The sequence below is a fragment of the Methanoculleus methanifontis genome (genome assembly GCF_030464365.1).
GTDB classification, from domain to species: Archaea; Halobacteriota; Methanomicrobia; order Methanomicrobiales; family Methanoculleaceae; genus Methanoculleus; species Methanoculleus methanifontis.
Genome location: NZ_VCYI01000002.1, coordinates 197,080 through 220,211, shown reverse-complemented (window position 1 = coordinate 220,211; position 23,132 = coordinate 197,080). Strand labels below are relative to the sequence as shown.

The 23,132-nt window shown below is 57.8% G+C and carries 27 protein-coding genes and 1 pseudogene; 19 read left to right on the top strand and 9 right to left on the bottom strand.

Going from position 1 to position 23,132, the window contains the following annotated elements; translation table 11 throughout:
- Positions 1-248: 248 nt before the first annotated feature.
- The 3 genes from FGW20_RS02600 to wecB are packed head-to-tail and all read left to right on the top strand — an operon-like array spanning position 249 to position 3,295.
- Positions 249-1,331 (top strand): DegT/DnrJ/EryC1/StrS family aminotransferase, encoded by a 1,083-nt coding sequence (locus tag FGW20_RS02600; RefSeq protein ID WP_301676533.1) that lies wholly within the window; start codon positions 249-251, stop codon positions 1,329-1,331.
- Positions 1,332-2,246 (top strand): Gfo/Idh/MocA family protein, encoded by a 915-nt coding sequence (locus FGW20_RS02595; RefSeq protein ID WP_301676532.1) that lies wholly within the window; start codon positions 1,332-1,334, stop codon positions 2,244-2,246.
- The gene (gene wecB / locus FGW20_RS02590) at positions 2,243-3,295 is read left to right on the top strand and encodes a non-hydrolyzing UDP-N-acetylglucosamine 2-epimerase (protein WP_301676531.1); all 1,053 of its coding nucleotides are present in this window, start codon (positions 2,243-2,245) and stop codon (positions 3,293-3,295) included. Before FGW20_RS02595 ends, wecB begins: the two co-directional genes overlap by 4 nt.
- Positions 3,296-3,580: 285 nt before the next feature.
- Here the strand turns inward: wecB and FGW20_RS02585 are convergent, their stop codons facing one another.
- On the bottom strand, positions 3,581-4,141 hold the full coding sequence (locus tag FGW20_RS02585) for an acylphosphatase (protein ID WP_301676530.1): 561 nt from the start codon (positions 4,139-4,141) through the stop codon (positions 3,581-3,583).
- Between the two features lie 148 nt (positions 4,142-4,289).
- Here FGW20_RS02585 and FGW20_RS02580 point away from each other — a divergent pair, with 148 nt between their 5' ends.
- From FGW20_RS02580 to FGW20_RS02570, 3 genes are all read left to right on the top strand, one after another.
- Complete coding sequence (locus tag FGW20_RS02580; RefSeq protein ID WP_301676546.1) at positions 4,290-5,732, top strand: nucleotide sugar dehydrogenase; 1,443 nt, start codon at positions 4,290-4,292, stop codon at positions 5,730-5,732.
- 70 nt (positions 5,733-5,802) lie between these two features.
- Positions 5,803-6,234, top strand: coding sequence for a type VII toxin-antitoxin system HepT family RNase toxin (hepT, locus tag FGW20_RS02575; RefSeq protein WP_301676529.1), 432 nt, complete (start codon positions 5,803-5,805; stop codon positions 6,232-6,234).
- Positions 6,210-6,602 (top strand): nucleotidyltransferase domain-containing protein, encoded by a 393-nt coding sequence (locus FGW20_RS02570; protein WP_301676528.1) that lies wholly within the window; start codon positions 6,210-6,212, stop codon positions 6,600-6,602. The genes hepT and FGW20_RS02570 overlap by 25 nt, the downstream gene beginning before the upstream one ends.
- 127 nt (positions 6,603-6,729) lie before the next feature.
- Here FGW20_RS02570 and FGW20_RS02565 read toward each other — a convergent pair whose 3' ends face one another.
- From FGW20_RS02565 to FGW20_RS02555, 3 genes are all read right to left on the bottom strand, one after another.
- On the bottom strand, positions 6,730-6,990 hold the full coding sequence (locus FGW20_RS02565; protein WP_301676527.1) for a type II toxin-antitoxin system HicB family antitoxin: 261 nt from the start codon (positions 6,988-6,990) through the stop codon (positions 6,730-6,732).
- Complete coding sequence (locus FGW20_RS02560) at positions 6,980-7,237, bottom strand: type II toxin-antitoxin system HicA family toxin (protein ID WP_301676526.1); 258 nt, start codon at positions 7,235-7,237, stop codon at positions 6,980-6,982. Before FGW20_RS02560 ends, FGW20_RS02565 begins: the two co-directional genes overlap by 11 nt.
- A gap of 345 nt (positions 7,238-7,582) precedes the next feature.
- Positions 7,583-7,738 (bottom strand): hypothetical protein, encoded by a 156-nt coding sequence (locus tag FGW20_RS02555; protein WP_301676525.1) that lies wholly within the window; start codon positions 7,736-7,738, stop codon positions 7,583-7,585.
- Positions 7,739-8,085: 347 nt separating this feature from the next.
- Between FGW20_RS02555 and FGW20_RS02550 the strand changes: the two genes are divergently transcribed.
- From FGW20_RS02550 to FGW20_RS02525, 6 genes are all read left to right on the top strand, one after another.
- Positions 8,086-9,351: a UDP-glucose dehydrogenase family protein gene (locus tag FGW20_RS02550; protein ID WP_301676524.1), complete on the top strand. Its 1,266-nt coding sequence runs from the start codon at positions 8,086-8,088 to the stop codon at positions 9,349-9,351.
- 375 nt (positions 9,352-9,726) lie between these two features.
- Positions 9,727-10,044, top strand: coding sequence for a nucleotidyltransferase family protein (locus FGW20_RS02545; protein WP_048114745.1), 318 nt, complete (start codon positions 9,727-9,729; stop codon positions 10,042-10,044).
- Positions 10,041-10,406 (top strand): HepT-like ribonuclease domain-containing protein, encoded by a 366-nt coding sequence (locus tag FGW20_RS02540; protein WP_048114743.1) that lies wholly within the window; start codon positions 10,041-10,043, stop codon positions 10,404-10,406. Before FGW20_RS02545 ends, FGW20_RS02540 begins: the two co-directional genes overlap by 4 nt.
- Positions 10,407-10,666: 260 nt before the next feature.
- On the top strand, positions 10,667-10,876 hold the full coding sequence (locus tag FGW20_RS02535) for a hypothetical protein (RefSeq protein WP_052379730.1): 210 nt from the start codon (positions 10,667-10,669) through the stop codon (positions 10,874-10,876).
- Entirely contained in the window at positions 10,873-11,163 is a 291-nt protein-coding gene (locus FGW20_RS02530; RefSeq protein WP_301676523.1) for a type II toxin-antitoxin system RelE family toxin, read from the top strand. The genes FGW20_RS02535 and FGW20_RS02530 overlap by 4 nt, the downstream gene beginning before the upstream one ends.
- A gap of 314 nt (positions 11,164-11,477) precedes the next feature.
- The gene (locus tag FGW20_RS02525) at positions 11,478-12,293 is read left to right on the top strand and encodes a sugar phosphate nucleotidyltransferase (protein ID WP_301676522.1); all 816 of its coding nucleotides are present in this window, start codon (positions 11,478-11,480) and stop codon (positions 12,291-12,293) included.
- 81 nt (positions 12,294-12,374) lie between these two features.
- On the opposite strand, the gene FGW20_RS02520 is transcribed toward FGW20_RS02525, so the two are convergent.
- Both FGW20_RS02520 and FGW20_RS02515 read right to left on the bottom strand, forming a co-directional pair.
- A complete protein-coding gene (locus FGW20_RS02520) occupies positions 12,375-12,632 on the bottom strand; it encodes a hypothetical protein (RefSeq protein WP_155937435.1) in 258 nt (85 codons plus the stop codon).
- A 193-nt stretch (positions 12,633-12,825) separates the two neighbouring features.
- The gene (locus FGW20_RS02515) at positions 12,826-13,956 is read right to left on the bottom strand and encodes an AAA family ATPase (protein ID WP_301676521.1); all 1,131 of its coding nucleotides are present in this window, start codon (positions 13,954-13,956) and stop codon (positions 12,826-12,828) included.
- Between the two features lie 542 nt (positions 13,957-14,498).
- Between FGW20_RS02515 and FGW20_RS02510 the strand changes: the two genes are divergently transcribed.
- From FGW20_RS02510 to FGW20_RS02505, 3 genes and pseudogenes are all read left to right on the top strand, one after another.
- Complete coding sequence (locus FGW20_RS02510; protein WP_048115206.1) at positions 14,499-14,759, top strand: UPF0175 family protein; 261 nt, start codon at positions 14,499-14,501, stop codon at positions 14,757-14,759.
- On the top strand, positions 14,740-15,159 hold the full coding sequence (locus FGW20_RS13415) for a PIN domain-containing protein (protein WP_496197192.1): 420 nt from the start codon (positions 14,740-14,742) through the stop codon (positions 15,157-15,159). Before FGW20_RS02510 ends, FGW20_RS13415 begins: the two co-directional genes overlap by 20 nt.
- A pseudogene (locus FGW20_RS02505) lies at positions 15,045-15,287 on the top strand (PIN domain-containing protein); the annotation flags it as partial. The gene FGW20_RS13415 and the pseudogene FGW20_RS02505, both read left to right, overlap by 115 nt.
- A gap of 91 nt (positions 15,288-15,378) precedes the next feature.
- Here the strand turns inward: FGW20_RS02505 and FGW20_RS02500 are convergent.
- Complete coding sequence (locus FGW20_RS02500; protein ID WP_301676520.1) at positions 15,379-15,885, bottom strand: hypothetical protein; 507 nt, start codon at positions 15,883-15,885, stop codon at positions 15,379-15,381.
- 482 nt (positions 15,886-16,367) lie between these two features.
- On the opposite strand from FGW20_RS02500, the gene FGW20_RS02495 reads away from it, so the two are divergent.
- From FGW20_RS02495 to FGW20_RS02480, 4 genes are all read left to right on the top strand, one after another.
- Complete coding sequence (locus tag FGW20_RS02495; RefSeq protein WP_301676519.1) at positions 16,368-16,505, top strand: hypothetical protein; 138 nt, start codon at positions 16,368-16,370, stop codon at positions 16,503-16,505.
- Between the two features lie 370 nt (positions 16,506-16,875).
- Positions 16,876-17,082 (top strand): hypothetical protein, encoded by a 207-nt coding sequence (locus tag FGW20_RS02490; protein WP_301676518.1) that lies wholly within the window; start codon positions 16,876-16,878, stop codon positions 17,080-17,082.
- Complete coding sequence (locus FGW20_RS02485; RefSeq protein WP_301676517.1) at positions 17,072-18,451, top strand: class I SAM-dependent methyltransferase; 1,380 nt, start codon at positions 17,072-17,074, stop codon at positions 18,449-18,451. The genes FGW20_RS02490 and FGW20_RS02485 overlap by 11 nt, the downstream gene beginning before the upstream one ends.
- A gap of 94 nt (positions 18,452-18,545) precedes the next feature.
- Complete coding sequence (locus FGW20_RS02480; RefSeq protein ID WP_301676516.1) at positions 18,546-20,738, top strand: sulfatase-like hydrolase/transferase; 2,193 nt, start codon at positions 18,546-18,548, stop codon at positions 20,736-20,738.
- Between the two features lie 29 nt (positions 20,739-20,767).
- On the opposite strand, the gene FGW20_RS02475 is transcribed toward FGW20_RS02480, so the two are convergent.
- The gene (locus tag FGW20_RS02475) at positions 20,768-22,066 is read right to left on the bottom strand and encodes a glycosyltransferase family 4 protein (protein WP_301676515.1); all 1,299 of its coding nucleotides are present in this window, start codon (positions 22,064-22,066) and stop codon (positions 20,768-20,770) included.
- On the bottom strand, positions 22,063-23,109 hold the full coding sequence (locus FGW20_RS02470) for a glycosyltransferase family 4 protein (protein ID WP_301676514.1): 1,047 nt from the start codon (positions 23,107-23,109) through the stop codon (positions 22,063-22,065). The genes FGW20_RS02475 and FGW20_RS02470 overlap by 4 nt, the downstream gene beginning before the upstream one ends.
- Between the last annotated feature and the right edge of the window lie 23 nt (positions 23,110-23,132).

The following is a 23,132-nucleotide window of genomic DNA, read 5'->3' as shown; positions in this document are numbered from 1 at the left end:
AGCGGGGCAGCAATCCAGCCGGTCTCCTGTTCCGGGAGATGCCGGACGGTGAGTGGTGGTGGCAGTGCTCGCCGGGAGGCGAGTATCGAGCAACGTCCTGGCAACCAGGACCCCGCGGAACAGCCGCTCATACTGTTTTCCACCGGAAACATTAATGACACTCACTTAACCCTATCCCACCAAAAAGAAAACCCGTATATGAGCCCACGCGAAAGAAAATTCACATCTGCTTTCGGAGACAGAGATCCATGCATATACCCATCGCCCAACCCTCCCTCGGAAGAGAGGAGAACGACGCTGTTCTCGCCGTCCTCGCCTCCGGCATGATCGCCCAGGGCCCGGTCACCGCCGCGTTTGAGGACGAATTCGCCGCATACTGCGGTGTCCCCCACGCCGTCGCCGTCACGAACGGGACCGCCGCTCTCCACGCGGCGCTGCTCGCCGCCGGGGTCGGGCCGGGCGACGAAGTGATCGTCCCGGCCTTCACGTTCTTTGCGACCGCCTCCTCGGTCTCGATGTGCGGCGCCCGCCCCGTCTTTGCCGACGTCGAGCCGGCGACCGCCACGCTCGACCCACCCGACGTTCTCGCGAAGGTTACCCCGGAGACGAAGGCCGTGATCGGCGTCCACCTCTACGGGCAGCCCTGCGATGCCGGGGCGATCCGGGAGATCTGCGACGAGAAGGGTCTCGTCTTCATCGAAGACGCGGCCCAGGCCCACGGAGCCACCTACCGGGGGAAACGGGCCGGGGCGCTCGGCGACCTCGCCTGCTTCTCCTTCTACGCGACGAAGAACCTGGCGGCCGGGGAAGGGGGGATGGTGACGACGGCATCGGACGAGTATGATGCGCACCTCCGCCGGATCATCAACCACGGCCAGAGCGAGAAGTACCTCCATGCCGAACTCGGTTACAACTACCGCATGACCGATATCGCCGCCGCGATCGGGAGGGTGCAGCTCGCAAAACTCGGGGGCTTCAACCGCCGCCGCCAGGAGAACGCCGCTTACTACGGCACCCATATCACGGCGCCCGGGCTGGTGCTGCCGTCGGTCGCGCCCGGCCGGACCCACGTCTGGCACCAGTACTCCCTGCGGCTCACCGACGCGTTCCCCCTCTCGCGGGAGGAGTTCATGGAGTACCTCCGCGAGCGCGGGATCGGCTGCGCCGTCCACTATCCCGTCGCCCTCTCCCGGCAGCCCTACTACGCCGGGGCCGCGGTCTGCCCGGTCGCGGAATCACTCGCGGCCTCGGCCCTCTCGATCCCGGTCCACCCGAACGTCACCGACTCCGGCCGGGCCTACGTCTGCGAGACGATCAACGGGGTGATCTAAATGGATGCAGGCGTCATCGGCACCGGGACGATGGGCAGGAACCATGTCCGGGTCTACACCGAACTCAAGGAGGTCGGGACGACCTACGTCTACGACCTGAACACGAAGGCCGCAGAGGAGGTCGCCGCCGCCACCGGAGCGGAGGTCTGCCGCTCGATGGAGGAACTCCTCGCGAAAGCCGAGTGCGTCTCGGTCTGCGTGCCGACCCCCTACCACCTCCGGACGGCGGGAGAGGTCATCGCCGCCGGGGTGCACGCCCTGATCGAGAAGCCCCTCTGCATCACGGTCCGTGAGTGCGAGCAGTTGATCGGCCGGATTCCGGAGGGATTGACGGTCGGCGTCGGCCACATCGAGCGGTTCAACCCGGTCGTCACCGAGGTTGCGCGGGTCGTGCAGGACCCCCTCTACGTCTCCTTCAACCGGCACAACCCGGCCTCGGCCCGGGTGAGCGGGAGTTCCGTCGTCGAGGACCTGATGATCCACGACATCGACGTCGCGTTCAACGTCCTCTTCCCCGGGCGGGAGTATACCGTCCACGCGAGCGGCACCGGAGACGTCGCTGCGGCCCTCGCGTCCTTCGGGCGGACGCCGGTCTACCTCTCGGCCTCACGGAAGTCCTCAAAGAAGGTCCGGTCGCTCTACATCGAGGAGGAGGACCGGACGATCGAGGGCGACTTCATGACCCAGGAGGTCTACGTCTACAAAAAGCCTGAGATCTACGGGCAGGAGAACGGGCTCTACCGCCAGGAGAACATCATCGAGAAGCTCCTGGTGAACAAGGTCGAGCCCTTAAAGATCGAACTCTCGACGTTCATCCGGGCCGCCCGCGACGGCAAGCCTTTCACGGTCACGCCGGCGCAGGGGCTCTCAAACGTCCGGGTCTGCGAGGCGATCTCCCGGGGCCTTGCGGCATGAAGGTCCTCTCGGTCGTCGGGGCCCGGCCCCAGTTCGTCAAGTGCGCTCCGGTCTCGCGGGAGGTCCGGGAGGTGCACGAGGAGGTCCTCGTCCACACCGGCCAGCACTACGACTACCTCCTCTCGGAGGTCTTCTTTAACGACCTCGGGATCCCGGCGCCCGACCACCACCTCGAGGTCGGGTCGGGGAGCCACGGGGTCCAGACCGGCCGGATGCTCGCCGCGATCGAGGAGGTGATCGGGAAGGAGGAGCCGGATCTGGTTCTGGTCTACGGGGACACGAACTCGACGCTCGCGGGAGCGCTCGCGGCGGCGAAGGTGCACGTGCCGGTGGCGCACGTCGAGGCGGGGCTCCGGAGTTTCGACCGCCGGATGCCCGAAGAGGTGAACCGGGTCCTGACGGATCACTGTTCGGACTTGCTCTTCTGCCCGACGGCGACGGCCGTCAGAAACCTCGCGGCCGAGGGGGTCACCGCGGGCGTCCACCTCACCGGCGACGTGATGGTCGACGCGCTCCGGGAGAACCTTCCTCTTGCGAAGGAGCGCTCCACCGTGGACCTCCCCCCGAAGGGCTACTACCTCGCCACGGTCCACCGGGCGAGCAACACCGACGATCCCGCCGCGCTCCGGGCGATCATGGGGGCGTTTGCCCGCCTCGATCTGCCGGTGGTCTTCCCGGCCCATCCCCGGACGCAGAAGAAGCTCGCCGAATACGGGATCGCGCCCGCGGCAAACGTCCGGGTCACGGAACCGCTCCCCTACTTCGATATGCTCGCCCTTCTCTCCGGTGCCCGTGCGGTCCTGACCGACTCCGGCGGCGTCCAGAAGGAGGCCTACATCCTCGAGGTGCCCTGCGTGACCCTGCGGGAGAACACCGAGTGGGTCGAGACCCTGGAGGACGGCTGGAACGTCCTCGTCGGCGCGGATACCAACCGAATCGTTGCCGAGGCGGAAAAGGTTGCAGGATCGCCCCGGCGGCACTCCGCCCGGTTTGGCGACGGGCATGCTGCGGAGCGGATCGCCGCGATCATCGCAGAATATCAACCCTGAATACGAAAAAGAGATGCAGACAATAGATGTGCCGGGAAGCACGTCTACGGCTTCCAGCGGAACCGCCCTCGTAGGGGTACAAGATCACGATGTTCAACCCGGGGAGTCCCCACTCAGGGGCGAGGGGCCCGGGCTTGAAGAGTTGCTGAGAAAAGTCGCCAGGTGTGGCGTGGTGCCCCTCGCCATCCGGACACCTTTTATCGATGAGCGAGGTACAGGAAGTCGGCGCAACCTCAACCCCGGCACGACCGCACGCACAGCCCTGACGTGGGATGGGGGAGTTACTCAGACCTGGATGCCTGCCCGGGCAAGCGCATCTTTGATGGAGACGAGTTCCTTTCTCATCTCTGCAAATTCGTCGTCAAGATGCTTCCTGGTATCACTCCGAAGCCCGACAATCTCTTCTTTTGTCTCTCTGGCGACCTGAAGGGTTTCTTTGCCGATCTGGAGGGTCTGGTCCTGCCTGTCCAGCATCGTGTGCTGTAACTGGAGGCCCTGATCTAATTTCATATCCATGCTGTGCAGTACGTTCCCGGCGTAATCCATCCGCTCGAATGTCTCCTCCTGGATCTCTCCCCGGATGATCTCAAAATCGGCATACTCACCTGTGGCTTCTTCCCATCTGACGGTGAACGATTTGACTGCAATGGGTCTTCGTATGATATTGATCGCATTGATGAGATCCCGGAGGTCCTGCTCGCTCCCCTCTGCAACGATCTCGACCTCGCCAGTACCGAGATTCTTCACGTACCCCGAGATATTGCGATCAAACGTCTCGTTGTACACGTGCTCCCGATAGCTGACCCGCTGGACACGCCCCCGTGCAGTGGCCACAAATCGTTTCATTCAATTTCACTCTGTACGGTGGACATAAATAGTTTCGCCGGATCTGCACTTTGACCGGCGAAGGTCTCTCCGGACCCTGGCCTGCACCGCAAAAGGGGGTGGCAGAAGACAGAATATCAACCATGAAGACAAACTTAAGATGCAGACAATGACAGAGAACCTCGCAACACTTATCCAGAAACGCGGCCCGATCCGGCGGATCGGCGTCATCGGGATGGGCTACGTCGGCATCCCGGCGGCGGCGCTCTTTGCGGATGTGGCCGGAGTCGAGCACGTCTACGGGTTCCAGCGGGATTCCGCCTCTTCCGGCTACAAGATCGCCATGCTCAACCGGGGCGAGTCCCCGCTCAAGGGCGAGGAGCCCGGGCTTCCCGAACTGCTCGGAAAGGTCGTCGGTGCGGGGAAGTTCTCCTGCACATCGGACTTTGCGAAGGTCGCGGAGTGCGACGCGGTGACCCTCGCGATCCAGACGCCTTTTGCCGACAAGAAGGACCTCCTGCCGGACTTCACGCCGCTCGTCGAGGGGCTCCGGAACGTCGGGCGGCACCTGACGCCGGGGACGCTCGTCGTCCTCGAGTCGACGATCACCCCCGGCACGACCGCCGGGATGGCCCGCGAGATCCTCGAGGCGGAGTCCGGGCTCGTCGCCGGGAAGGACTTCTGTCTTGCGCACGCCCCCGAGCGGGTGATGGTCGGGCGGCTGCTCCGGAATATCCGCGAGCACGACCGGATCGTGGGCGGGATCGATGAGGTCAGCACGAGACGTGCCGTGGAGCTCTATGCCCCGGTGCTCTCGACCGGGGAGGTCATCCCGATGACCGCGACCGCGGCCGAGGTGACGAAGACCGCCGAGAACACCTTCCGCGACCTCCAGATCGCGGCCGTGAATCAGCTCGCCCTCTACTGCGAGGCGATGGGGATCAACGTCTACGACGTCCGGGCCGGGGTGGCGTCGCTCGAGGGCGAGGGGATCACTCGCGCCATCCTCTGGCCGGGCGCCGGGGTCGGCGGTCACTGCCTCACCAAAGACACCTACCACCTGGAGCGGGGGGTGCAGGTGCTCGGTGGGGAACTGGACTTCCCGGCCGGCCGGGAGTCTCTCTACACCCTCGCCCGCGGGATCAACGACTTCATGCCCGAGCACATGGTGCATTTGACGGAGTCGGCGCTGGCGCAGGCGGGGAAGTGTCTCGCAGGATCTAAGATCGCTCTGCTCGGCTGGGCGTTCATCAACGACTCCGACGACGCGAGGAATACGCCGGCGGAACCGTTCCGGGATGCGGCACTCGCTGCCGGGGCGGAGGTTGCCGTCCACGACCCCTGGGTGGACCCGGCGACGTCGCCGGATGCGCCGCCGGGGCTCTCGCGGGATTTAGAGGATGTTTTTGCCGGCGCGGACGCGGTGGTGGTCTTTGCCGGGCACAAGGAGTACCGGGGACTGGTGCCGGAGCAGGTGAAGGAGGTCTCGGGGTCTCCCCACCCGGCGGTCGTCGACGGGCGCAACGTCGTGGATCCGGATGCATGGATCGCGGCGGGGTTTGCCTACCGCGGGATCGGCCGGGGCGACAAGAACGGGCATACACCACAGTGAACTACGCCCCCCGGAAGGCGCGACGTAGTTCACAAGAAGTTTTATCGAGGCGACGGGTGAATAATCCCCAATGGAGGCTCACGATATTCGAATCAGGGAGCGGATATTGCAGAAGATGGAGGTGCTCATCGACCGGATCGAGTTTATCGAGCGCCATCTGTCTGATGCTGTAGTGAGCGACCGCATCCTGCGCAAGGCACTCTACAAGGAGTTTCAGGAGGGCGTGGAGGCGGTTACGGATATATCTGCGCTCGTCCGCCGGATGCTCCACTCCTCTGCACAGGACGATTACACCAATCTTGACTATCTGGTGACAGAAGAGATCATCGATCCGGAGACCGGGAGGGATATGAAATCTGCGAACGGGCTAAGAAACCGTCTGGTTCACGAATACGACGGTGTCAACGACCACATCGCGTATGCCGCGATGCAGCGGCTTATGCCTCGCCTGCGCAGATTTTCGGAGGAGGTGCTAATATGGCTGAATGCAGACAGGATCTGATCCTGGACCACTTCCGGGAGATCCTCCCCTCGATCAGGGCCATTCTGCTCTTCGGCTCGCGTGCCATGGGCTACGCGGCCCCTGAATCCGATATCGACCTCTGCCTGATCCTGAACGATGGGGCGGACAGGACTGCGGTGTATGAGAGAATGCTCCTCGCCCCGGAGGGATACGATATCGTCGTATATGACGAGATCCCCTGGTATCTCCGGGGAGGGATACTTGAGCGGCACTGCATCGTATACGCAGAGGACCCCGGCGACCTTGACTTCTGGCTCTATAAACAACGCCGGATCTGGTCAGATATGAAGCGGCGTCAGCAGAAGGCGTCTGCCGGGGATCTTCTCAGGCGCATCGGGCACTCCTGACCGGTTCACACGCATCCCGTTATGGGCAACGAAGCAGGCGCGGAGAATGCAATTAAAGAAGCAGGTTCTCGCTTCTTTTTACACGCTAAGCGTGCAAGAAACCGAGGAGGGAAACCCCCTACAAAGTCTACGCAATTTCCCGTGGTTCGCACGCGACGCTCTTTCCCGTAAGGATCTCCCGCAGCCGCTCCCGGCCGCTCGGCTCCGGGATCTCCCGCCCCTCCTCCCGGGCGGTATCGAGCCAGAGGCTGATAGCCACTTTCACTTCAGCGAGAGCCTCCTCTTCGGTCTCGCCGAACGCGGAACACCCCGGGAGTTCCGGGACGACGGCGATGAACCCCTCGTCCTCATCGCTGTAGAAGATCTCGATTGCATATTTACGTGGCATCTTCATCCTCCAACAGAGTATAGTACTCAATCATCTTAAGAAGTTGTCTTACCTGGTATGGTTTCGCTTTGCCCTTCACGTTCTGAATATTGAGGATATCAGGAATCCCATCTCGCACGTACACGGTGTGGCTGCCCTTCCCGCCTTTCCGGTGAAACCCGAAGGTTTCCACCGCACGGCAGAGGTCTTTGAACCGCACGTTCTTTGGGTTGCGCTTCAGGTACTCGTACGTCTCGCGCCGGTTCATGTGGAGCACCCTTGCAGTTCACTTCGCCTGATCTTCTCCCCGATCAACTCATCCTGCAATATCCGCATGAACTCCAGATACTCAGGCAGGCTCCTACTCTCCTGTCTGTCCGCCCCATCGCGGTGATTGTCAGGCAGGTGGGTGAACCCAAAGACCTCACGGTCGCGAAAAAGGGTCTGGTCGGAGCGGAGGGGAAGAGAACATCTCATGTCTAATCTGGAGATAGGGAACGGTATAAAGGGTGGCCGTGAGCGGAGTGAAAGTGAGAAGGGGAGATGAGATCCCTTGGTCCAGTGTGGGGGCGTCGCCGGCCAGGGTATTGACCGCGGTCCGGGTGGCGTTGTCCTAGTAGGACGAGGTCCAGACGGTTTTGCGGGCGAAGGCGACGTAGTAGGAGGTGTCAGAAGATGGAGCGGTGCGATGTCCGGCAAATTTTGCATTGATCTCTACCCGGAGGGCGTCATCAAGTTCTCCAAGTTCGCCAACTATCAGATCTTTCAAGATATCATCCGTCTTCTCCAGAAACAGATGCGTAATCAGACAAGACCGCTCCGGCAAACCTGAGCGGGGGTGCTTCGCCGCTACCGGAATACTTACACCGCTCTAGAACTGCAGAAAGAGCCGCTGTCGTGGCGCACCGAATGAAGGATGTATCCTCTGGATACGAATACCTGAACTGTGAGAGCCGCTACGGTGAACCTGGTGCCATACCCCATCCTTATGGCCCAAAAAGGCGCACCCCACCTGCACCATTATGCACCACCTGGCGGCGCCCCGTTCTCCAATAAGATATCTTTTAACATCCCAAAACCCAATTCTGACGTAACGAACCGGAGGATTACAGGAAGATGCGGATAACTGTCGTCGGCGGGGGGTACGTCGGCCTGGTCACGGGTGCCTGCTTTGCCGGGCTCGGGCATACGGTCGATATCGTCGAGATCGATGCGGAGAAGGCGGCGGCGATCAACGCCGGGCGCGCCCCGATCCACGAGCGGGGCCTCGATGCGCTTCTGGAGAAGCATGCCGGAAAGCGGCTCCGTGCGGGGACGGACTACGGCCCGGTTGCGGAAGCGGACCTCTCGTTTGTCTGCGTCGGGACCCCGCCGGCGGCCGACGGGAGCGCCGACCTCTCGATGGTCGCCGCGGCGAGCCGGTCGATCGGGGAGGCGCTCCGCGATGGAAAGGGCTCGCACACCGTCGTGGTGAAGAGCACCGTGCCGCCGGGGACGACGGCGGGCCTCGTCGTGCCCGCGGTGCTCGAACACGCCGGCCGGGACGAGATCGGGTTCGCGATGAACCCGGAGTTCCTCCGCGAAGGGCTCGCGGTGGATGACTTCCTGCACCCGGACCGGATCGTGATCGGGAGCCGGGATGAGAATTCCGGCGAGGCCGTCGCCGCGGTCTACCGGGGGCTTTCGGCCCCGGTGGTGCGGTGCGGACTCACCGCCGCGGAGATGATCAAGTACGCCTCGAACGCCCTCCTCGCGACGAAGATCTCGTTTTCAAACGAGGTGGGAAACATCTGTAAAAGCCTCGGGATCGACGTTTACGAGGTGATGGAGGGCGTCGGGATGGATCACCGGGTCTCGCCGCACTTTCTATCCGCCGGCGCCGGGTTCGGGGGGAGCTGCTTCCCCAAAGACGTCGCGGCCCTTGTCAGCCTCGCGGAAGGGCTCGGTGAAGAGCCCGCACTCCTCCGGTCGGTCCTCGACGTCAACGACCGCCAGCCGCTCCGGATGGTGGGGCTGCTCGAGGAGAGGATCGGCGACCTCGCGGGGAAACGGGTCGCCGTCCTCGGCCTCGCCTTCAAGGACAACACCGACGACATCCGGGAGTCCCGGGCGATCCCGGTCATCGCGGAACTCCTCCGGCGGGGAGCGGCGGTCGCCGCCTATGACCCGCTTGCGGTACCTTCGATGCGGCGGGTCTTCCCCGGCATCGGCTACGCCGCCTCGGCCGCGGACGCCCTCCGGGGGGCCGACGCCTGCCTGGTGATGACGGAGTGGCCGGAGTTCTCCGCCCTCAACGGGGAGTTCGACCTGATGAAGTCCCGGGTCGTCATCGAGGGGCGCCGGATCCTCGCCTGCGACGGGATAGAGGGGATCTGCTGGTGAGCAGGGCCGGGAAAGACACTATGAGGCGGCGCCACCTGCCGTAATGCAGAAACTGTCCCAAAACGTCGTTACCGGGAGGAGGATACCCACCTCCCGTCCGAAACCCGAAGGGTTTCGGATAGGAGCTTGAGCACCGAGGGTGCGAGTCGCGGAAGTTTGCGAAGGGAAGTCAATGGTGTGATCTCCTGAGGGCTGTCTCAAACAATTTAGCGAAGTACTGAGTCTTTTGCATTCACGGATCGTCTCCCAGAGCAGCCACGACCGACCTTGCTCCTCCACCCGACACCGGGAGAACCATCACGGGCCCCAGACCCGCGAACCGGCATGCCCCGGGGATAGTTATACTAGAGAGAACGGCACATATCCCGATCAGGAATGGACGGAGTCACCCTGCAGCCCGGCGGAGAATGCGCGAGGATTATCAGTGTTCTCCGCGAGAAAAAGAGGTACCTGGCAGAGACCTATCACGTTGGATCCATCGGCATCTTCGGCTCGTGCCGGCGTGGCGAGGAGCACGAAGGAAGCGACGTGGACATTCTAGTCGAGTTCTCCGAGGTACCGGGGATCTTCGGGTTTCTCAGGCTTGAGCAATATCTCTCCGAACTTCTCGGGCGAAAGGTGGACCTGGTCGAAAAGAGTGCGCTTAAACCCCGTATCGGCCGCCGCATCCAGAATGAGGTTGTATACGTGTGAAGACCCCGCGAAGTACCCTTGACTACCTTGACGATATTCTTGACGCCGCAGGCAAGATCGAGATCTTCACCCGGGGCATGTCCTATGAGGAGTTTTCCGGGGACGACAAGACAATCTATGCGGTCACACGAGCACTGGAAGTGATCGGTGAGGCGACGAAATGCATTCCGCATCAGGTCAGGGAAAGATATCCCTCGCTTCCCTGGAGCGAAATGGCCGGTATGCGTGACAAGTTGATCCATGCCTATTTCGGGATCAACAGAGCGATCATCTGGAGAACGATCCGGGACGATATCCCTCCGCTCAGATCTGCGGTGCAGTGCCTCCTCGGGGATCTTGCCGCGGAGGAGACCGGGGATTGAACTCCGGGACCCATAGCGACGGGTGCCATTCGTACGGGCGGCGCCGGGGCCGGTCGAATGGGAAGGCGCTCCGCAACCCGACAGGCGAGGATCACCCCGCCACCTTCATCGTAGGACAACCCGGGGTACGGTCGGGACCCGAGTAGACACCGTCACCTCGTTGGAACGAGGGGGCTTTTGTCCCCTTTACCGCTCCAGCCATCGTAACCTGAACGAAACCGACTGATGACTCCGTGCCTCCGGTGATGAAAGGTCTATGTATGATCAGCGCCTATCAGGATTCAATGTCTGTTACGGAGAACATACCCGTATCGGAAGAGACCTATAATCAGATCCTGGATCTCAGGCGCCCGGACGAGACGCTCAACGACACGCTCGCGAGACTTGTAGATAAAATAAAAAAGCAGAGACTCACGGACGATATCGAAGAAGTCATGGCTCGCAATGAGTTCGTGGAGTTAGATCTGTGACATTCCGCCTCATGGTGGATAAGCGTGCGCTCAATTTTTTAAACTCTCTCGATGCCAAAGCTCAACGGGTTATCAAAGCCAAACTGAAATTTTTACGGGAAAATCCCTATCCTGGCTCGGATGGGGATAAAGAAAATCTCCACACCAATAAAAAGCGTGAATCGTACCGACTTCACATCGCACGTACGTTCACTGTGATCTACAATATTAATTCAGACGAAAAACTCATTTATATCACCCATATCATGCCCATCGAAAAAGCACATCGAAGATATGGGCGCATTTGAACTGCCCGGCGGTAACTGGAACACGGGATAACACGGTCCGGCAGGGATTATGCCTCCACAGTCTGGAGAACTCGACCCCACGCTGCCGTGGACACGCCGGTCCGGCCGATGCTCCGGGAGTGTCAGCCAAGACACCCTCCGGCTGCGCGGCAGTGACCCATCGCTATTTTCATCGGCATTTCACCGGAACCGTTTGATAATCCCCACGACCGAAAGAGAACCGTTAATAGTGCCCGAAGTCAAGATTCTTAGTGAGTAACCATGATCACGTCCCCGTCCACAGACCGGATCCTCTCCCTCTCCGGGGGCGATCCATGCCGGTGAGGCAGGGGCTGATCCCCGCCGCGGGCTCGGGGTCGCGCCTCGGGCCGTTCACGAACGCGATCCCGAAAGAACTCCTCCCCGTGGGCGAGAAGGCGGTGATCGAGCACGTCGTCGAGGCGATGTCGCTTGCCGGGATCACCGATATCGTCATCGTCGTCTCCCCGCACAAGCACGGCCTCTCCGACTACCTGGGCTCGGGCAAGCGCTTCGGCGTCGACTTCACCTACGTGGTCCAGGACGAGCGGCTCGGCCTCGCGAACGCCGTCGCCGCCGGCGAGCACGTCATCGACGGCACCTTCGCCGTCGTCCTCGGCGACAACTTCTTCGCTCCCCAGACGTTCCTTGCCGACCTCATCGACTACCACGCCGCCCACCGCCCAGAGACCACCGTCGGCGTCGCCCGGGTGGAGGACGTCACCCGCCACGGGATCATCCTCCCCGACGGCGACCGGGTCGCCGACATGGTCGAGAAGCCGCAGCCGACGGCCGCCCCGAGTGACCTCGGCGCCCTCGGGGCCTATGTCTTCGAGACAACCATCTTCGACGCCATCGCCCGCACCCCGCCCGGCCACAAGGGCGAGTACCAGCTCACCGACGCGATCCGGCTCGAGATCGGCGAAGGCCGGGACGTCCGCTACCGCGTCATCGACGGCATCCACATCGACGTCGGGACGCCGCGGGACCTGATGCGGGCGAATGAGTGGTACTTGCGGGAGAACGAGTGTGCGGAGAGCGATCATACCATCACCACCGGGAGGGACGAAACATTCGGACTGGTCACCAGGGGGCCGGGTTCACGAACGTGACCGGCACGCTTGACGTGCTCGGGCCGGCAAAGGGCTGCGACGTGATCGCCACCGCCTCCCCGGTCTACGGCGGCATATCCGTCATCCCCGCCCCCGCCCGACACTGATAACGTACTGGTGGTTCCTGGTTCTTCTAACGTTGATCTCGCGAACAGTTCTCCCGTGCCGCCGGATCTCGTCCGCGACTGCTCGCGGGACGAGGAAGAGCGGCACCGGGGAGACGCTTATCTCTTCCGGTGAAGATGTACCAGTGGCGGCCTGGCCGACGGTGCGGTCACACTTCAGGTCCGGGCTGCCGCCGCTGGTTTTCGACTCGGTTCTTCTGGTTTCGTTTTGCATTCAAGACATCTCCCTGCACCGGGACTCGCCCCGGCGCATACACCATCGTCGGGAGCCGCCGGTTAAAAGGGTGCGCCAAATATCCCGGAAAAAGCGGCCGGCCCCATATAAGCGTTGCTTTACGGGCCGATCACAAAATCGAAGAATCGGGAAGGAATATCAGATCCCGGAGAGAATCCGGGTATGTAAAAACTCACCTTCTGTCCGGGGGTTTGCAGACGGCGAGCACCTCTCCGGGATCGTACCGGAGCCGCACCTCCCGTCCCCGGCCCGCCCCGGGCACCAGGTCGACGATCCCGGCATTCGCGAGCCCGTTGAGGTGCTCGTGGTAGGTCGTCCTCCCGACCGGGAGGTAGTCCTGCACTTCCTCAAAGACAGCTCCTCCTATCATATCGGCGCCCACAACCGACAGCTCCGCGATCCGGTAGAGCAGCGCCCGCTCGCCCTCCGAGAGCCCTGCAACCCGGGCCCGGAGCGCCGGTGACCTGACCGCCTGCGCTGCTGCCGTCACGTCGGCGGGTGCGACCCTTCTGCGCCCATCCTTCTCCGCCCTGAGGACCGTGAGCCGGACGAGGTCGATCCCGACCCGGATGTCCTGTTCGCCGGCGGCGATTCCCGCAATGCGGTCGAGGAGGGACTTTGAGACCACTCCCGGGTAGAGCCCCTGCCGGATGCGGTCGGCGAGGATCCCGCGGATCTCGGCTTTCGTGTAGGGCGGGAAGTTGACCTCGGTCGGGTGGAAGACCGACCGGACACTCTCGTCGGCCTCCGCGTAGAGGTTGAGGCCGAGGTCGCTTGCGACCGCGAAGACCCCGGGCTTCCGGACATCCCACCGCTCGTAGAGCCGGAGGATCTGGTAGAGGAGGGTGTTGTAGGTCCCGGCCGGGATGAGCTCGTTTGCGTCGTCGAGGCAGACGACGAGTGCGGCATCCTCGTCCCGGAGCCGGGCGGCGATCCCCCGCTTGATCCCGTCGAGGTGGCGCGACGGCGGTGCGTAGCCGAAGGCCTGCTCGAAGATGCACCCGAAGACTGCAAGCGCTGTGCGGTCGTGGCGGCAGTTGACGTAGACCGGGACGAGCTTCTTCGTGGTCTCGGTAACCTCGGCAAAGATCCGGTGGACGGTGGTGGTCTTCCCGGTTCCTGGCGGGCCGCGGATGACGGCGCTCCCCGCGCTCCCGCCCCGGAGGGCCGGCTGGAGGAGGAAGGCGAGTTCCCGGACCTGGGCGTCGCGATAATGAATCTGCTCGGGAAGAAACGTGAACTCAAAAACCTCGGGATCCCGAAAAAGAGTCTCGTCGGAGCGGAGGAGGGGGGAATGCGTCATACGTCAGTCTGGAGAAGAGGGGATTGTTAAATGCGAGGTGTGTGCGGGATGAAAGTGAAAGGGGAGTACGACCGCCATATGCCGGCTGTCCGCGATTGTCCGGATACTGTTACCGGGTTCAGTGCCAGATCCTTTAATTTTTGGCAGTTTTGCCCGTAGGATACAGGTTTTACCCTTCTCCCTCGGTCAGGTTTCTGTCCGGGATTGTCCGCAATGACGGATTGAGTGCATATCGCCACAGTTTCCCTGTCAGGGTGAACGCTTTTCCCCGGTCTCGGTCAGCGGCGGGTCACCGTCGTATCGGCCGGAAAGGAGTGTTCCGACTCAACACTTCCGATGGATGAGCTGCCGGTCATCCAACGAGTGAATCCATCTTAAAAAAGAGCAGGGGGATAGTCCCTGCTTTAGTCCAGTGCGGTGACGGTAATCGGAGGGTCTAAAATCGGATTGGGGATGTGATCCTTCGTCAAGAACAGCGGACATACCACCACCACGTTTATCAGTTCTCCCTCTCTATCTTCTATTCATCAGGTGAACTGGTTATGTCCGATGTTACCATCAGGGTTCCCCAGGATATCGTTCAGGCGCTTCGACTCCCTCCCGATGCCGTTCAGACCGAGCTGCAGCGAGAGCTTGCCGTGGCGCTCTACCAGCGGGGTATCCTCTCTTCGGGTAAGGCGGCCGCTCTTGCCGGGATGAACCGGTGGGAGTGGGAGGAACTGCTCGGGTCGCGGAAGATTCCCCGGCACTACTCCGAGGAGGACCTTGACCAGGACATTGCCTATGCCGCTCGCGGTCAGTAACTCATCGCCGCTGATTCACCTCTCGATGGTCGGCCGCATTGGTCTCCTTCGCCGTTTTTCGACCGTATGTATTCCTCCTGCGGTCTGGAGAGAGGTCGTGGAACTGGGCGGCAACCGGCCGGGGGCGGCCGAGATCAGGGATGCACACGAGTCGGGGTGGCTGCGTGTGGTCGACCCCTCCGATAAGGCTCTGGTACGCCTGCTTGAGCAGGAACTTCACGCCACGGGAACTGTGAACAGTTCCCTGTCAGGCAAATCTCCAATTTGCCGTGAGGCGAAGCGGAGAGCATCACCCTTGCTCTCGAGATCCGGCCCGATGTGCTCCTCCTCGACGAGGCCGAGGGGCGTCGCGTCGCGGGGCTCTACGGCCTTCCAGTCACCGGTATCATCGGGCTGCTGATTCAGGCGAAGCGTGAAGGAGAGATCTCTTCCCTTGCGGAGGAGATGGATCGACTGCGGGAAGAGGGGAACTTCTGGATCCAGGATGCCCTCTACCGGCGCGTTCTTGAAGTGGAGATGGATGAGTAAACCGGAGGTTTTCATCGCCAATCGTGGTCAGCCGGTTTTATCGATATCGAACAGGGTCAAAAATGGTAGATGAGGGGAAGAGTCCCCCTCTTCAGTCCAGCGAGGCGACGGCGTCGGCCCAGGTCTCGACCGCGGTGCGGATGGCGTCGTCCTGGTAGGACGAGATCCGGACGGTCTTTCTGGTGAAGGTGACGTAGTAGTCGTCACCCGAGGGGTCGTGGCACTTGAGCTGCGCGTAGTAGGTCTCGCCGGGGCCGTTCCGGACGGCCTCGCCGCCCATCGCGGCCTCGAGGGCCGCGTTTGCGAGAACCTCGGCGGCGTTCGCCTCGAACGCGGCGATCGTCGGGGACTGCAGGGAGACATTCCCGACCCGCTTGCCCTCGCCGTCGAGGAAGTTCACCTTCGCGGTGTAGTGCTCGCGGTTGCGGACGATCGGAGCGACCGGCTGCCCGTCGGCGCCCGTATACCCGACGCACCCGAACGGGTTGTCGTCGATGACGGCCTGGACGAGGTTGTTAAACGACGTTACGTCGGCGATCGGGACGGCGAGGTCCCGAACCGCCGTTTTGTTCACGGTTGTCTGAACGAAGTCTGCCATGGTTGGTAACTCCTCACGGCACAACTCTTGAGGGTGTGCCTGATAGGAAGACGCGAAGCGTCTTCCGTGCCTGCATGCTCCCGGGAATATGACAGACAACTATAGGGTAGACCCGAGAGGGGATTAGCCTGACTTTATCAAAAGGCCCGTATTTGGCTCAGATTCTGAAATATAGCCGTTACGGTCAGCCTTTTTGTCCCCGGCCTCCTATAGTCCCGCGGGAGGATTGCCTGGATGACCAACGAAAAGACCACCCGGGAGCTCGGTCTTACGAGACGAACCGGGACGTAAAATGGATCTGTCGGGCGCTGCAACGGATGGAGGAGTGGGACGCGACCGGCCGCAGGGCGGGAGCGTGAGAAGACCGAAGGTCTTCGAACGAGGAGTTCGAGGCCCGGCTCCGGGCGCTGGAGGGGTGGCGGGCGGAAAAGGTTGGAGAAGAGCGACTGGCCGCAGGGTGCGATGGCCCGAAGGGCCGGAGCATGAGCACCGAAGGTGCGGAGCAGGAGTTCGAGCACCGCAAGGTGCGAGAAAAACGGGTTTCCACGATCAGCGCCGGGGCCGGCGGGATCGTCGGCGGGGTGGTGGCGGTGATTGTGCGGGTGCTCAGCGGGGGGTGAAGGGGGCGATCGTGGGCAAGGGTGATCGAAGGAATGCCATGAAATGATGACTTCTAGGGTACTCAAGAAAAACCATCCGGAACGTGGGAGACCGTTCGGGTTTTATCGGGAACTCTACAAGAAGTGCAATGCCGTCGAACGTTTCTTCAGCTGGATCGAGGCGTTCAGGAAATTATTCCTCAATACGAATGCTATGAACACCCATTCCTGAGACTGATCTACCTGGCATACATAGTCATGCTCGGGAGAACATGGGGATGATCTCGCAATCAGTCGAGCCCAGCTCCACACACAATCCATTGACACCCGATTCGTAAGCCGTATATATCACGGAACATCAACATTTTAATTGATTAATCATCAGGTGATCATGTTGCAGTTACGGCACATTTTATTGATTCTCATTGCCCTGATCGTCATTCCCCAATCGGTTTCCGCATACCTGGATCCCGGTGTGGGGAGCATGATCTGGCAGTTGCTGGTCGCGGTCGGGTTGGGTTTGGTATTTACGTTAAAAATGTACTGGCAGAAACTCAAAGACCGATTCAGACCCAGCGCCGATGGCCATGAAGAGTGAACCCGGGATTCTTCCCAGTTCCTTCAGAGACCCGGGCGGCTTCCTCTTCCGGCGCGACGGTGTACTCTACCGGCAGATCAACGATGCCTGCCGCGAGGACTATGACTGCCTCATGCAGTCCGGCCTGTATGAGAAACTCGTCTCCAGACAAGCCCTGATTCCCCACAAAGAGGTCGATATCCCTCCGGAACAAACCGAAAACGCATACCTCATCATCCAGCCGGAAGAGATTCCCTTTATCTCGTATCCCTACGAGTGGTCATTCAGCCAGCTCAAAGAAGCTGCACAGGTCACCCTTGATATCGAGCGGATCGCGCTGGAGCACGGGATGACCCTCAAGGACGCCAGCGCCTACAATATCCAGTTCCATAAGGGGAGAGCGCTCCTCATCGATACCCTCTCGTTCGAACGCTACCGGGAAGGGGACCCCTGGGTGGCATACCGGCAGTTCTGCCAGCACTTCCTTGCACCGCTCGCGCTCATGGCCCACCGCGACATCCGGCTCGGCCAGTTGCTGAGGATCTACATCGACGGCGTCCCCCTCGATCTGGCGAGTTCTCTCCTGCCGGGGCGGACCCGGCTCAAGCCGGGCCTTGCCATGCACATTCACATGCACGCGAAGAGCCAAGCAAAGCACGCGGATACCCACGAGACCATCGAGCGCCCGAAACTGGCTAAAAACGCCCTGCTGGGTCTGCTCGACAGTCTCTCCAACGCCGTCAAGGGTCTTTCCTGGCAGCCTGCCGGAACCGAGTGGGCCGACTACTACACCGAGACAAACTACTCGAAGGCCGGGCTTGAGCACAAGAAGAAACTTGTCGGCGAGTTCCTGGACCTTGCCCGTCCCCGCTCCGTCTGGGACCTCGGAGCAAACGTCGGGGTCTTCTCCCGCCAGGCAAGCGAACGCGGCATCCCCACCGTGGCATTCGACATCGACCCCGCCTGTGTGGAGCTAAACACACTCGAGATCCGGAAGAACAACGAGCAGAATCTCCTCCCCCTCATGCTCGATCTCACGAACCCGAGCCCGGGAATAGGCTGGCAGAATGCAGAACGGGATTCGTTGATCGGACGGGGGCCCGTGGACATGGTCTTTGCGCTTGCCCTTATCCACCACCTCGCCATCTCAAACAACGTCCCGTTCGAGAGGATTGCCGGGTTCTTCGCGGAGATCGCGGATTACCTCGTGATCGAGTTCGTGCCGAAGGAGGATTCGCAGGTCCGGAAGCTGCTCGCGAACCGCGAGGATGTGTTCGGGGATTACTCGCAGGACGTGTTCGAGGAGAGGTTCGGGGAACTGTTTACTATTATCAGGAAAGAGCCTATCCAGGACTCATCGCGGGTTCTCTATCTCATGAAGGCCAGATGATCGTGAACAGCATGCCTCTTGTAAATCGATATACTGGAATATATGCCTAAAGCCAGGGATTCGCAATAAATTACGTGCATTACGAGGAGATTTCATGACAATAAAAGAAAGAATTCGACAGATTTTTCATGGCCCGGAAAAGCGAGGAACCACTGTAGCTGCATCATTTCTCCTGTCGCTCACCTTGCTGTTCTTTGGCCCATCGTATCTGTATTACACGAATATTCTGGAGATTCCCTACCTGTATACAGACCTGGTCTGGGTTTTTATAATTCATTCCCTGGTTGCAGGTGCAATCCTATCGATACTATTGCTTTTTCTGAAAGGAAGCGTACATCAGCGGGCGGTAGCCCTCGTATTTGCACTCGGGCTGTTATTCTGGATTCAGGGGCACATACTGGTCTGGGACTATGGGGTACTCGATGGACGAGAGATCATCTGGAACGATTATCTCCTCAATGGGATCATCGATTCGGCAGTCTGGATTGCCATTCTCGGGGTTGCGCTCTTCAAGGCCCCTTCACTCTATAAGCACATCGCCCTTGCAAGCGTTCTTTTGCTCGTCGTCCAGGGTGGGGGGTTGGCAGCCGAAATATACCAGGCACCCGATGAGCCGGAGTGGAAAAGTTACACTATCGGGTACGATGACGAAACGATGTTTGAGTTCTCAAAGGAGCAGAATGTCATTATTTTAGTGCTGGATGCTTTCCAATCGGATGTTTTTCAGGAGATTATCGATGAGGATGATGAATATCGCAAGACGTTTGACGGGTTCATTTATTATAGGGATGCGGTCGGAGGATATCCATGGACTTATCCATCGGTTACCTTCATCCTAACCGGCGAATATTATGACAATTCTGTTCCAATACAAAATTTCATTAAAAACGCATTTTTAAACGATTCCATCACGCGAGTGCTTAAAGAGAATGACTATCGTGTTGATCTATATCCTTTAGTTATGAAGACGATCTATCCCTCCAATGAAGTCGCCTCAAATGTGGGCACTCAACAACGCAATAAAGTAGAGAAGGTTATAGACGAACAAGAGGGAGCAATAGAATTGCATCAACTCACCCTATTCCGGCATGTCCCACACTTCCTAAAGTGTTATTTCTATATTATACCTTTTGTTGAAATAGGTGAGAATAAGAATGTTCATCAAAACATAGTCTTTTATAACTCCCTTGTATCGAATACAACCTCTTCGAGTGAGAAGAAAGTGTTCAAATATTATCACCTCCGTGGAGCCCACAATCCCTACACGCTTAATGCACAGTTACAAAACGAAGACCTACCCCAAAACCGTACAGGTTACAAAGAGCAAGCGAAAGCGGCATTAAAAATAGCAGATGAATTAATTGCACAATTGAAGAAACATGATATTTACGATAAATCTATGATATTCATTGTTGCTGACCATGGCAATTCTGCAGGTACAATCGGTATAAAGACAGAGTCATATATTGAAAATAATAAAGATATTTTTTACACAATCGATGAAAAAGTTGTCGCCTCTGGGATGCCACTTATGCTTGTAAAACCATTCAGTTCGAGGGGAGACCTAATTATATCAGATGCACCGGTCGTACTCGGAGATATCCCTCAAACAATAGCATCCGAGCTGCAACTGCCAGCTGAGTTCTCTGGAACGTCGGTCATAACAATTGGTGAATCGGAAAAAAGAACACGAAAATTTTTCCATTATATATGGTCAAAAGAGTATCACAATTGGAATCAAGCATACCTCCCTACTATGACCGAATATTCTATTAATGGCCATAGTTGGTCGCTCAACTCATGGAAACCGACGTATCGGATGTATAGAGCCGGAGAAGTAATTCAAGCATCACCAGCATGTAAAGATGGCACTGCTATCACATTTGGAAAAAATGGAACTGCATACCAATATCAGATGGCCGGGTGGTCTGGTCCAGAAGATGGATTTACCTGGACAGATGGTCACAATGCTGTACTGGCAGTTCAACCAGAAACCATAGATTCAGATCTCACCCTGAAAATCACAGCATCCCCATATCTCGGCGGAGGAACACTGGATCAGCAGCGGGTGACCGTTTACGTGAACGAGCATCAGGTAGGTGAATGGTCGTTCGATCAAGCGGGAACCCAGGAGAAAACAATTGTTATTCCCCATGCTGTACTGGTGGAAGAAATGCAACATATTGCCTTTGAGTTGCCAGACGCGGTATCACCCAAATCTTTGGGGCTATCGGAAGATGGAAGAGACTTGGCACTAGCGGTTCGCTCGATGGTAATAGGTCGTTGATGAGGGTGGATCTAAAAACCAGTATATCCCTATAACACGTCTCGGACAGATGCTGATACGTGCCTCAGCAAATCAGCATCCTGTTCATCAACACCCAGATGCAGCAACGCCTCCGACACCCGTGTCATCACGATCTCATCCCCGTCAACAACCGACTTGATATACCGGTAAAACTCTTCTGCTATTCTCTCGGGGTTATGTTCACGCTCTACCCATCGCAGTGCGTTCTCTCCGATGGTCTCACGCATTCTAGCATTCGCAGCAAGAGTCTGCATGTATGCAAGGAGAAGATCTTCCTCATAAGAATCAACAGGCACCTTCAGACAACAATCGTCTGGTATCTCTGAGAACCAGCCCACGTCAGAGACAATGACAGGTTTCTTAGCTGCCATGATTCTCAGAACACTTCCACTGGTCTCACCTGCCGTTGGGTGCCGGAGATTGACACAAAAATCTGCAATGGCAAGGAATTTGACGATGTCTGTGAAAGGAACGAAACCAGTCTTAATAACTGATCCTGCTAGGCCGAGACTGGTGATCAGATTATCAATTCCCATGAGATCTTTTCCAACGAGGAGAAGAACTGCATCAGGAAAATCGATTAACAATTTCTTAAACGCTCTCAGCAAGACATGATACCGCTTATGCGACGATATGAAACCAAAACTTACAATAATCAGTTTCTTCGCCTCTATTGAAAGGTTTTCCTTAATCTTCCGGGCATTCTGACTTTCTAGATCTTTTATCTCTTGGGGAATCGTCAAAGGATGGTGAATTTTCGTGATACTCGCGTCGGGTTTCTCTTTAAGAGCAACGTGTATGCTAAAATCATTGTGGCAAATAACTCCCAAACTGTGGTCAAGGATTCTTCTAACAAGGGGATAGTCAAACTCCGGATACGCACCTGTTCTAATCGCACGATCAGCTATATTCAAACCCTCTTCTCCATAGCAATATCTAAACTCTTCCCTATAGCGGTCAGTGTTGCCTTGACCAATAGAGGTACTCAATAAAAAGCCGTGTAAATAAATGTCATGGAATACGGTTATTCCGGGATCTTTAATCAGAGAACGATAGATATAATCATGGAACTGATTGTTCCCCATGTGATAGAGTGGAACGTCATAGGATTCCTTCATCCTTTCATATGCGGTGTAGGGATAAACATCAAAATTTTCAAGTAAAAATTTATTATTCGGCTTTACATTCGAATCTACAAAAATGTCAATGTCCAGGTATCTGGAGAGGTACGGCGGTAACTCACACTCAGAATAATCAGCAATTCCAGTCTTTTGAGGACTTACGGGTGAGAAATATGCAATTCTCATTGCATTGGCTCCAAGAGTTTTTTGATTACATTATCCCAAGAGAGATTCATGGAGGAAACTTTTCTATACCCATTCTGTCCCATTTTTTCACAAAGTCCATTTTCAAATAATTGTTGGACTTTTTCGGCAATACTTTCGGGTGAGGGGGCAGCAATAAACCCATTCACTGAGTTTTCAACAAACTCCAGAGGACCGCCCGAATCTGTACAGGTTATCACCGGCTTTTTTGAGAGAAAAGCTTCGAGCGTTACGTACCCCATATCTTCATCTATAGGAACATAAACAACAGCGGCTGCGTTAGCGTAAAGATCAAGCAGTTCCTTTTCAGAGACAAAACCTAAGAAGTCAACGCGATCGTCAACCCCGCACTCCTTTGCCAGCGATCTTATATAGTCGAGATGAGGACCGGTTCCTGCAATCTTGAGACGAATATGTGAATTGCAATGCTGCAGACATTTAATCGCAAGATCCTGTCTTTTTATCGCGTCAACCCTACTGGGATAAAAAATATAATCGCTATAACTTTCGCACCGATATTGACCCATGAGCGGTGGAGGGTGATAAAGTGGCTCGCCTGTAATTTTATTGTATTTCCATAACCTCCGTGCTACGTTTTCAGAGTTTGTGTAAATCTTCTTTGCTTCACTGAGGGCAACATTATCCATTTTATAAATTTTTTGTCTGACGATTTCCCCAAGTCTCCTGTAAGGCAATAAATCGTCCATCTCGGTATGTGCTAAATCGTATGCTGGCCTATGCTGGTGGAGAAGCCACACGACCTTATTAGGATGTCTTACAAGATACGAAGGAAATTTTTGTGCAATAACCCCGTCAATTTTCATGCCATTGCTTTCGGAAAGATCTAACAACCTCCAGATCAAAGCATGGTTTACTATTTCCTCTGGAGGATACCATTTAAAAGGGATTTTAATATACTCAACATCGTAATCCCTCTTTAGTAACTCAGTATAAAGGTTATCAAAATGATATTCTGCTCCCCCTTTCACAAAAGGCACCTGGACTGCGCAAACTGCAATTTTCATCTTTTTTTCACCAATATGATCAA

Coding starts and splice junctions, on each gene's coding strand:
- FGW20_RS13415 (WP_496197192.1), top strand. CDS start 14,740: ATGCCGCTCGCGGTCAGTAACTCATCGCCGCTGATTCACCTCTCGATG.
- FGW20_RS02565 (WP_301676527.1), bottom strand. CDS start 6,990: ATGCCACGTAAATATGCAATCGAGATCTTCTACAGCGATGAGGACGAG.
- FGW20_RS02500 (WP_301676520.1), bottom strand. CDS start 15,885: ATGGCAGACTTCGTTCAGACAACCGTGAACAAAACGGCGGTTCGGGAC.
- FGW20_RS02600 (WP_301676533.1), top strand. CDS start 249: ATGCATATACCCATCGCCCAACCCTCCCTCGGAAGAGAGGAGAACGAC.
- FGW20_RS02595 (WP_301676532.1), top strand. CDS start 1,332: ATGGATGCAGGCGTCATCGGCACCGGGACGATGGGCAGGAACCATGTC.
- FGW20_RS02520 (WP_155937435.1), bottom strand. CDS start 12,632: ATGCAAAACGAAACCAGAAGAACCGAGTCGAAAACCAGCGGCGGCAGC.
- FGW20_RS02535 (WP_052379730.1), top strand. CDS start 10,667: ATGATCAGCGCCTATCAGGATTCAATGTCTGTTACGGAGAACATACCC.
- FGW20_RS02485 (WP_301676517.1), top strand. CDS start 17,072: ATGAAGAGTGAACCCGGGATTCTTCCCAGTTCCTTCAGAGACCCGGGC.
- FGW20_RS02570 (WP_301676528.1), top strand. CDS start 6,210: ATGGCTGAATGCAGACAGGATCTGATCCTGGACCACTTCCGGGAGATC.
- FGW20_RS02545 (WP_048114745.1), top strand. CDS start 9,727: ATGGACGGAGTCACCCTGCAGCCCGGCGGAGAATGCGCGAGGATTATC.
- FGW20_RS02480 (WP_301676516.1), top strand. CDS start 18,546: ATGACAATAAAAGAAAGAATTCGACAGATTTTTCATGGCCCGGAAAAG.
- FGW20_RS02560 (WP_301676526.1), bottom strand. CDS start 7,237: ATGAACCGGCGCGAGACGTACGAGTACCTGAAGCGCAACCCAAAGAAC.
- wecB (WP_301676531.1), top strand. CDS start 2,243: ATGAAGGTCCTCTCGGTCGTCGGGGCCCGGCCCCAGTTCGTCAAGTGC.
- FGW20_RS02475 (WP_301676515.1), bottom strand. CDS start 22,066: ATGAGAATTGCATATTTCTCACCCGTAAGTCCTCAAAAGACTGGAATT.
- FGW20_RS02525 (WP_301676522.1), top strand. CDS start 11,478: ATGCCGGTGAGGCAGGGGCTGATCCCCGCCGCGGGCTCGGGGTCGCGC.
- FGW20_RS02490 (WP_301676518.1), top strand. CDS start 16,876: ATGTTGCAGTTACGGCACATTTTATTGATTCTCATTGCCCTGATCGTC.
- FGW20_RS02580 (WP_301676546.1), top strand. CDS start 4,290: ATGACAGAGAACCTCGCAACACTTATCCAGAAACGCGGCCCGATCCGG.
- FGW20_RS02585 (WP_301676530.1), bottom strand. CDS start 4,141: ATGAAACGATTTGTGGCCACTGCACGGGGGCGTGTCCAGCGGGTCAGC.
- hepT (WP_301676529.1), top strand. CDS start 5,803: ATGGAGGCTCACGATATTCGAATCAGGGAGCGGATATTGCAGAAGATG.
- FGW20_RS02495 (WP_301676519.1), top strand. CDS start 16,368: ATGAGCACCGAAGGTGCGGAGCAGGAGTTCGAGCACCGCAAGGTGCGA.
- FGW20_RS02510 (WP_048115206.1), top strand. CDS start 14,499: ATGTCCGATGTTACCATCAGGGTTCCCCAGGATATCGTTCAGGCGCTT.
- FGW20_RS02470 (WP_301676514.1), bottom strand. CDS start 23,109: ATGAAAATTGCAGTTTGCGCAGTCCAGGTGCCTTTTGTGAAAGGGGGA.
- FGW20_RS02550 (WP_301676524.1), top strand. CDS start 8,086: ATGCGGATAACTGTCGTCGGCGGGGGGTACGTCGGCCTGGTCACGGGT.
- FGW20_RS02515 (WP_301676521.1), bottom strand. CDS start 13,956: ATGACGCATTCCCCCCTCCTCCGCTCCGACGAGACTCTTTTTCGGGAT.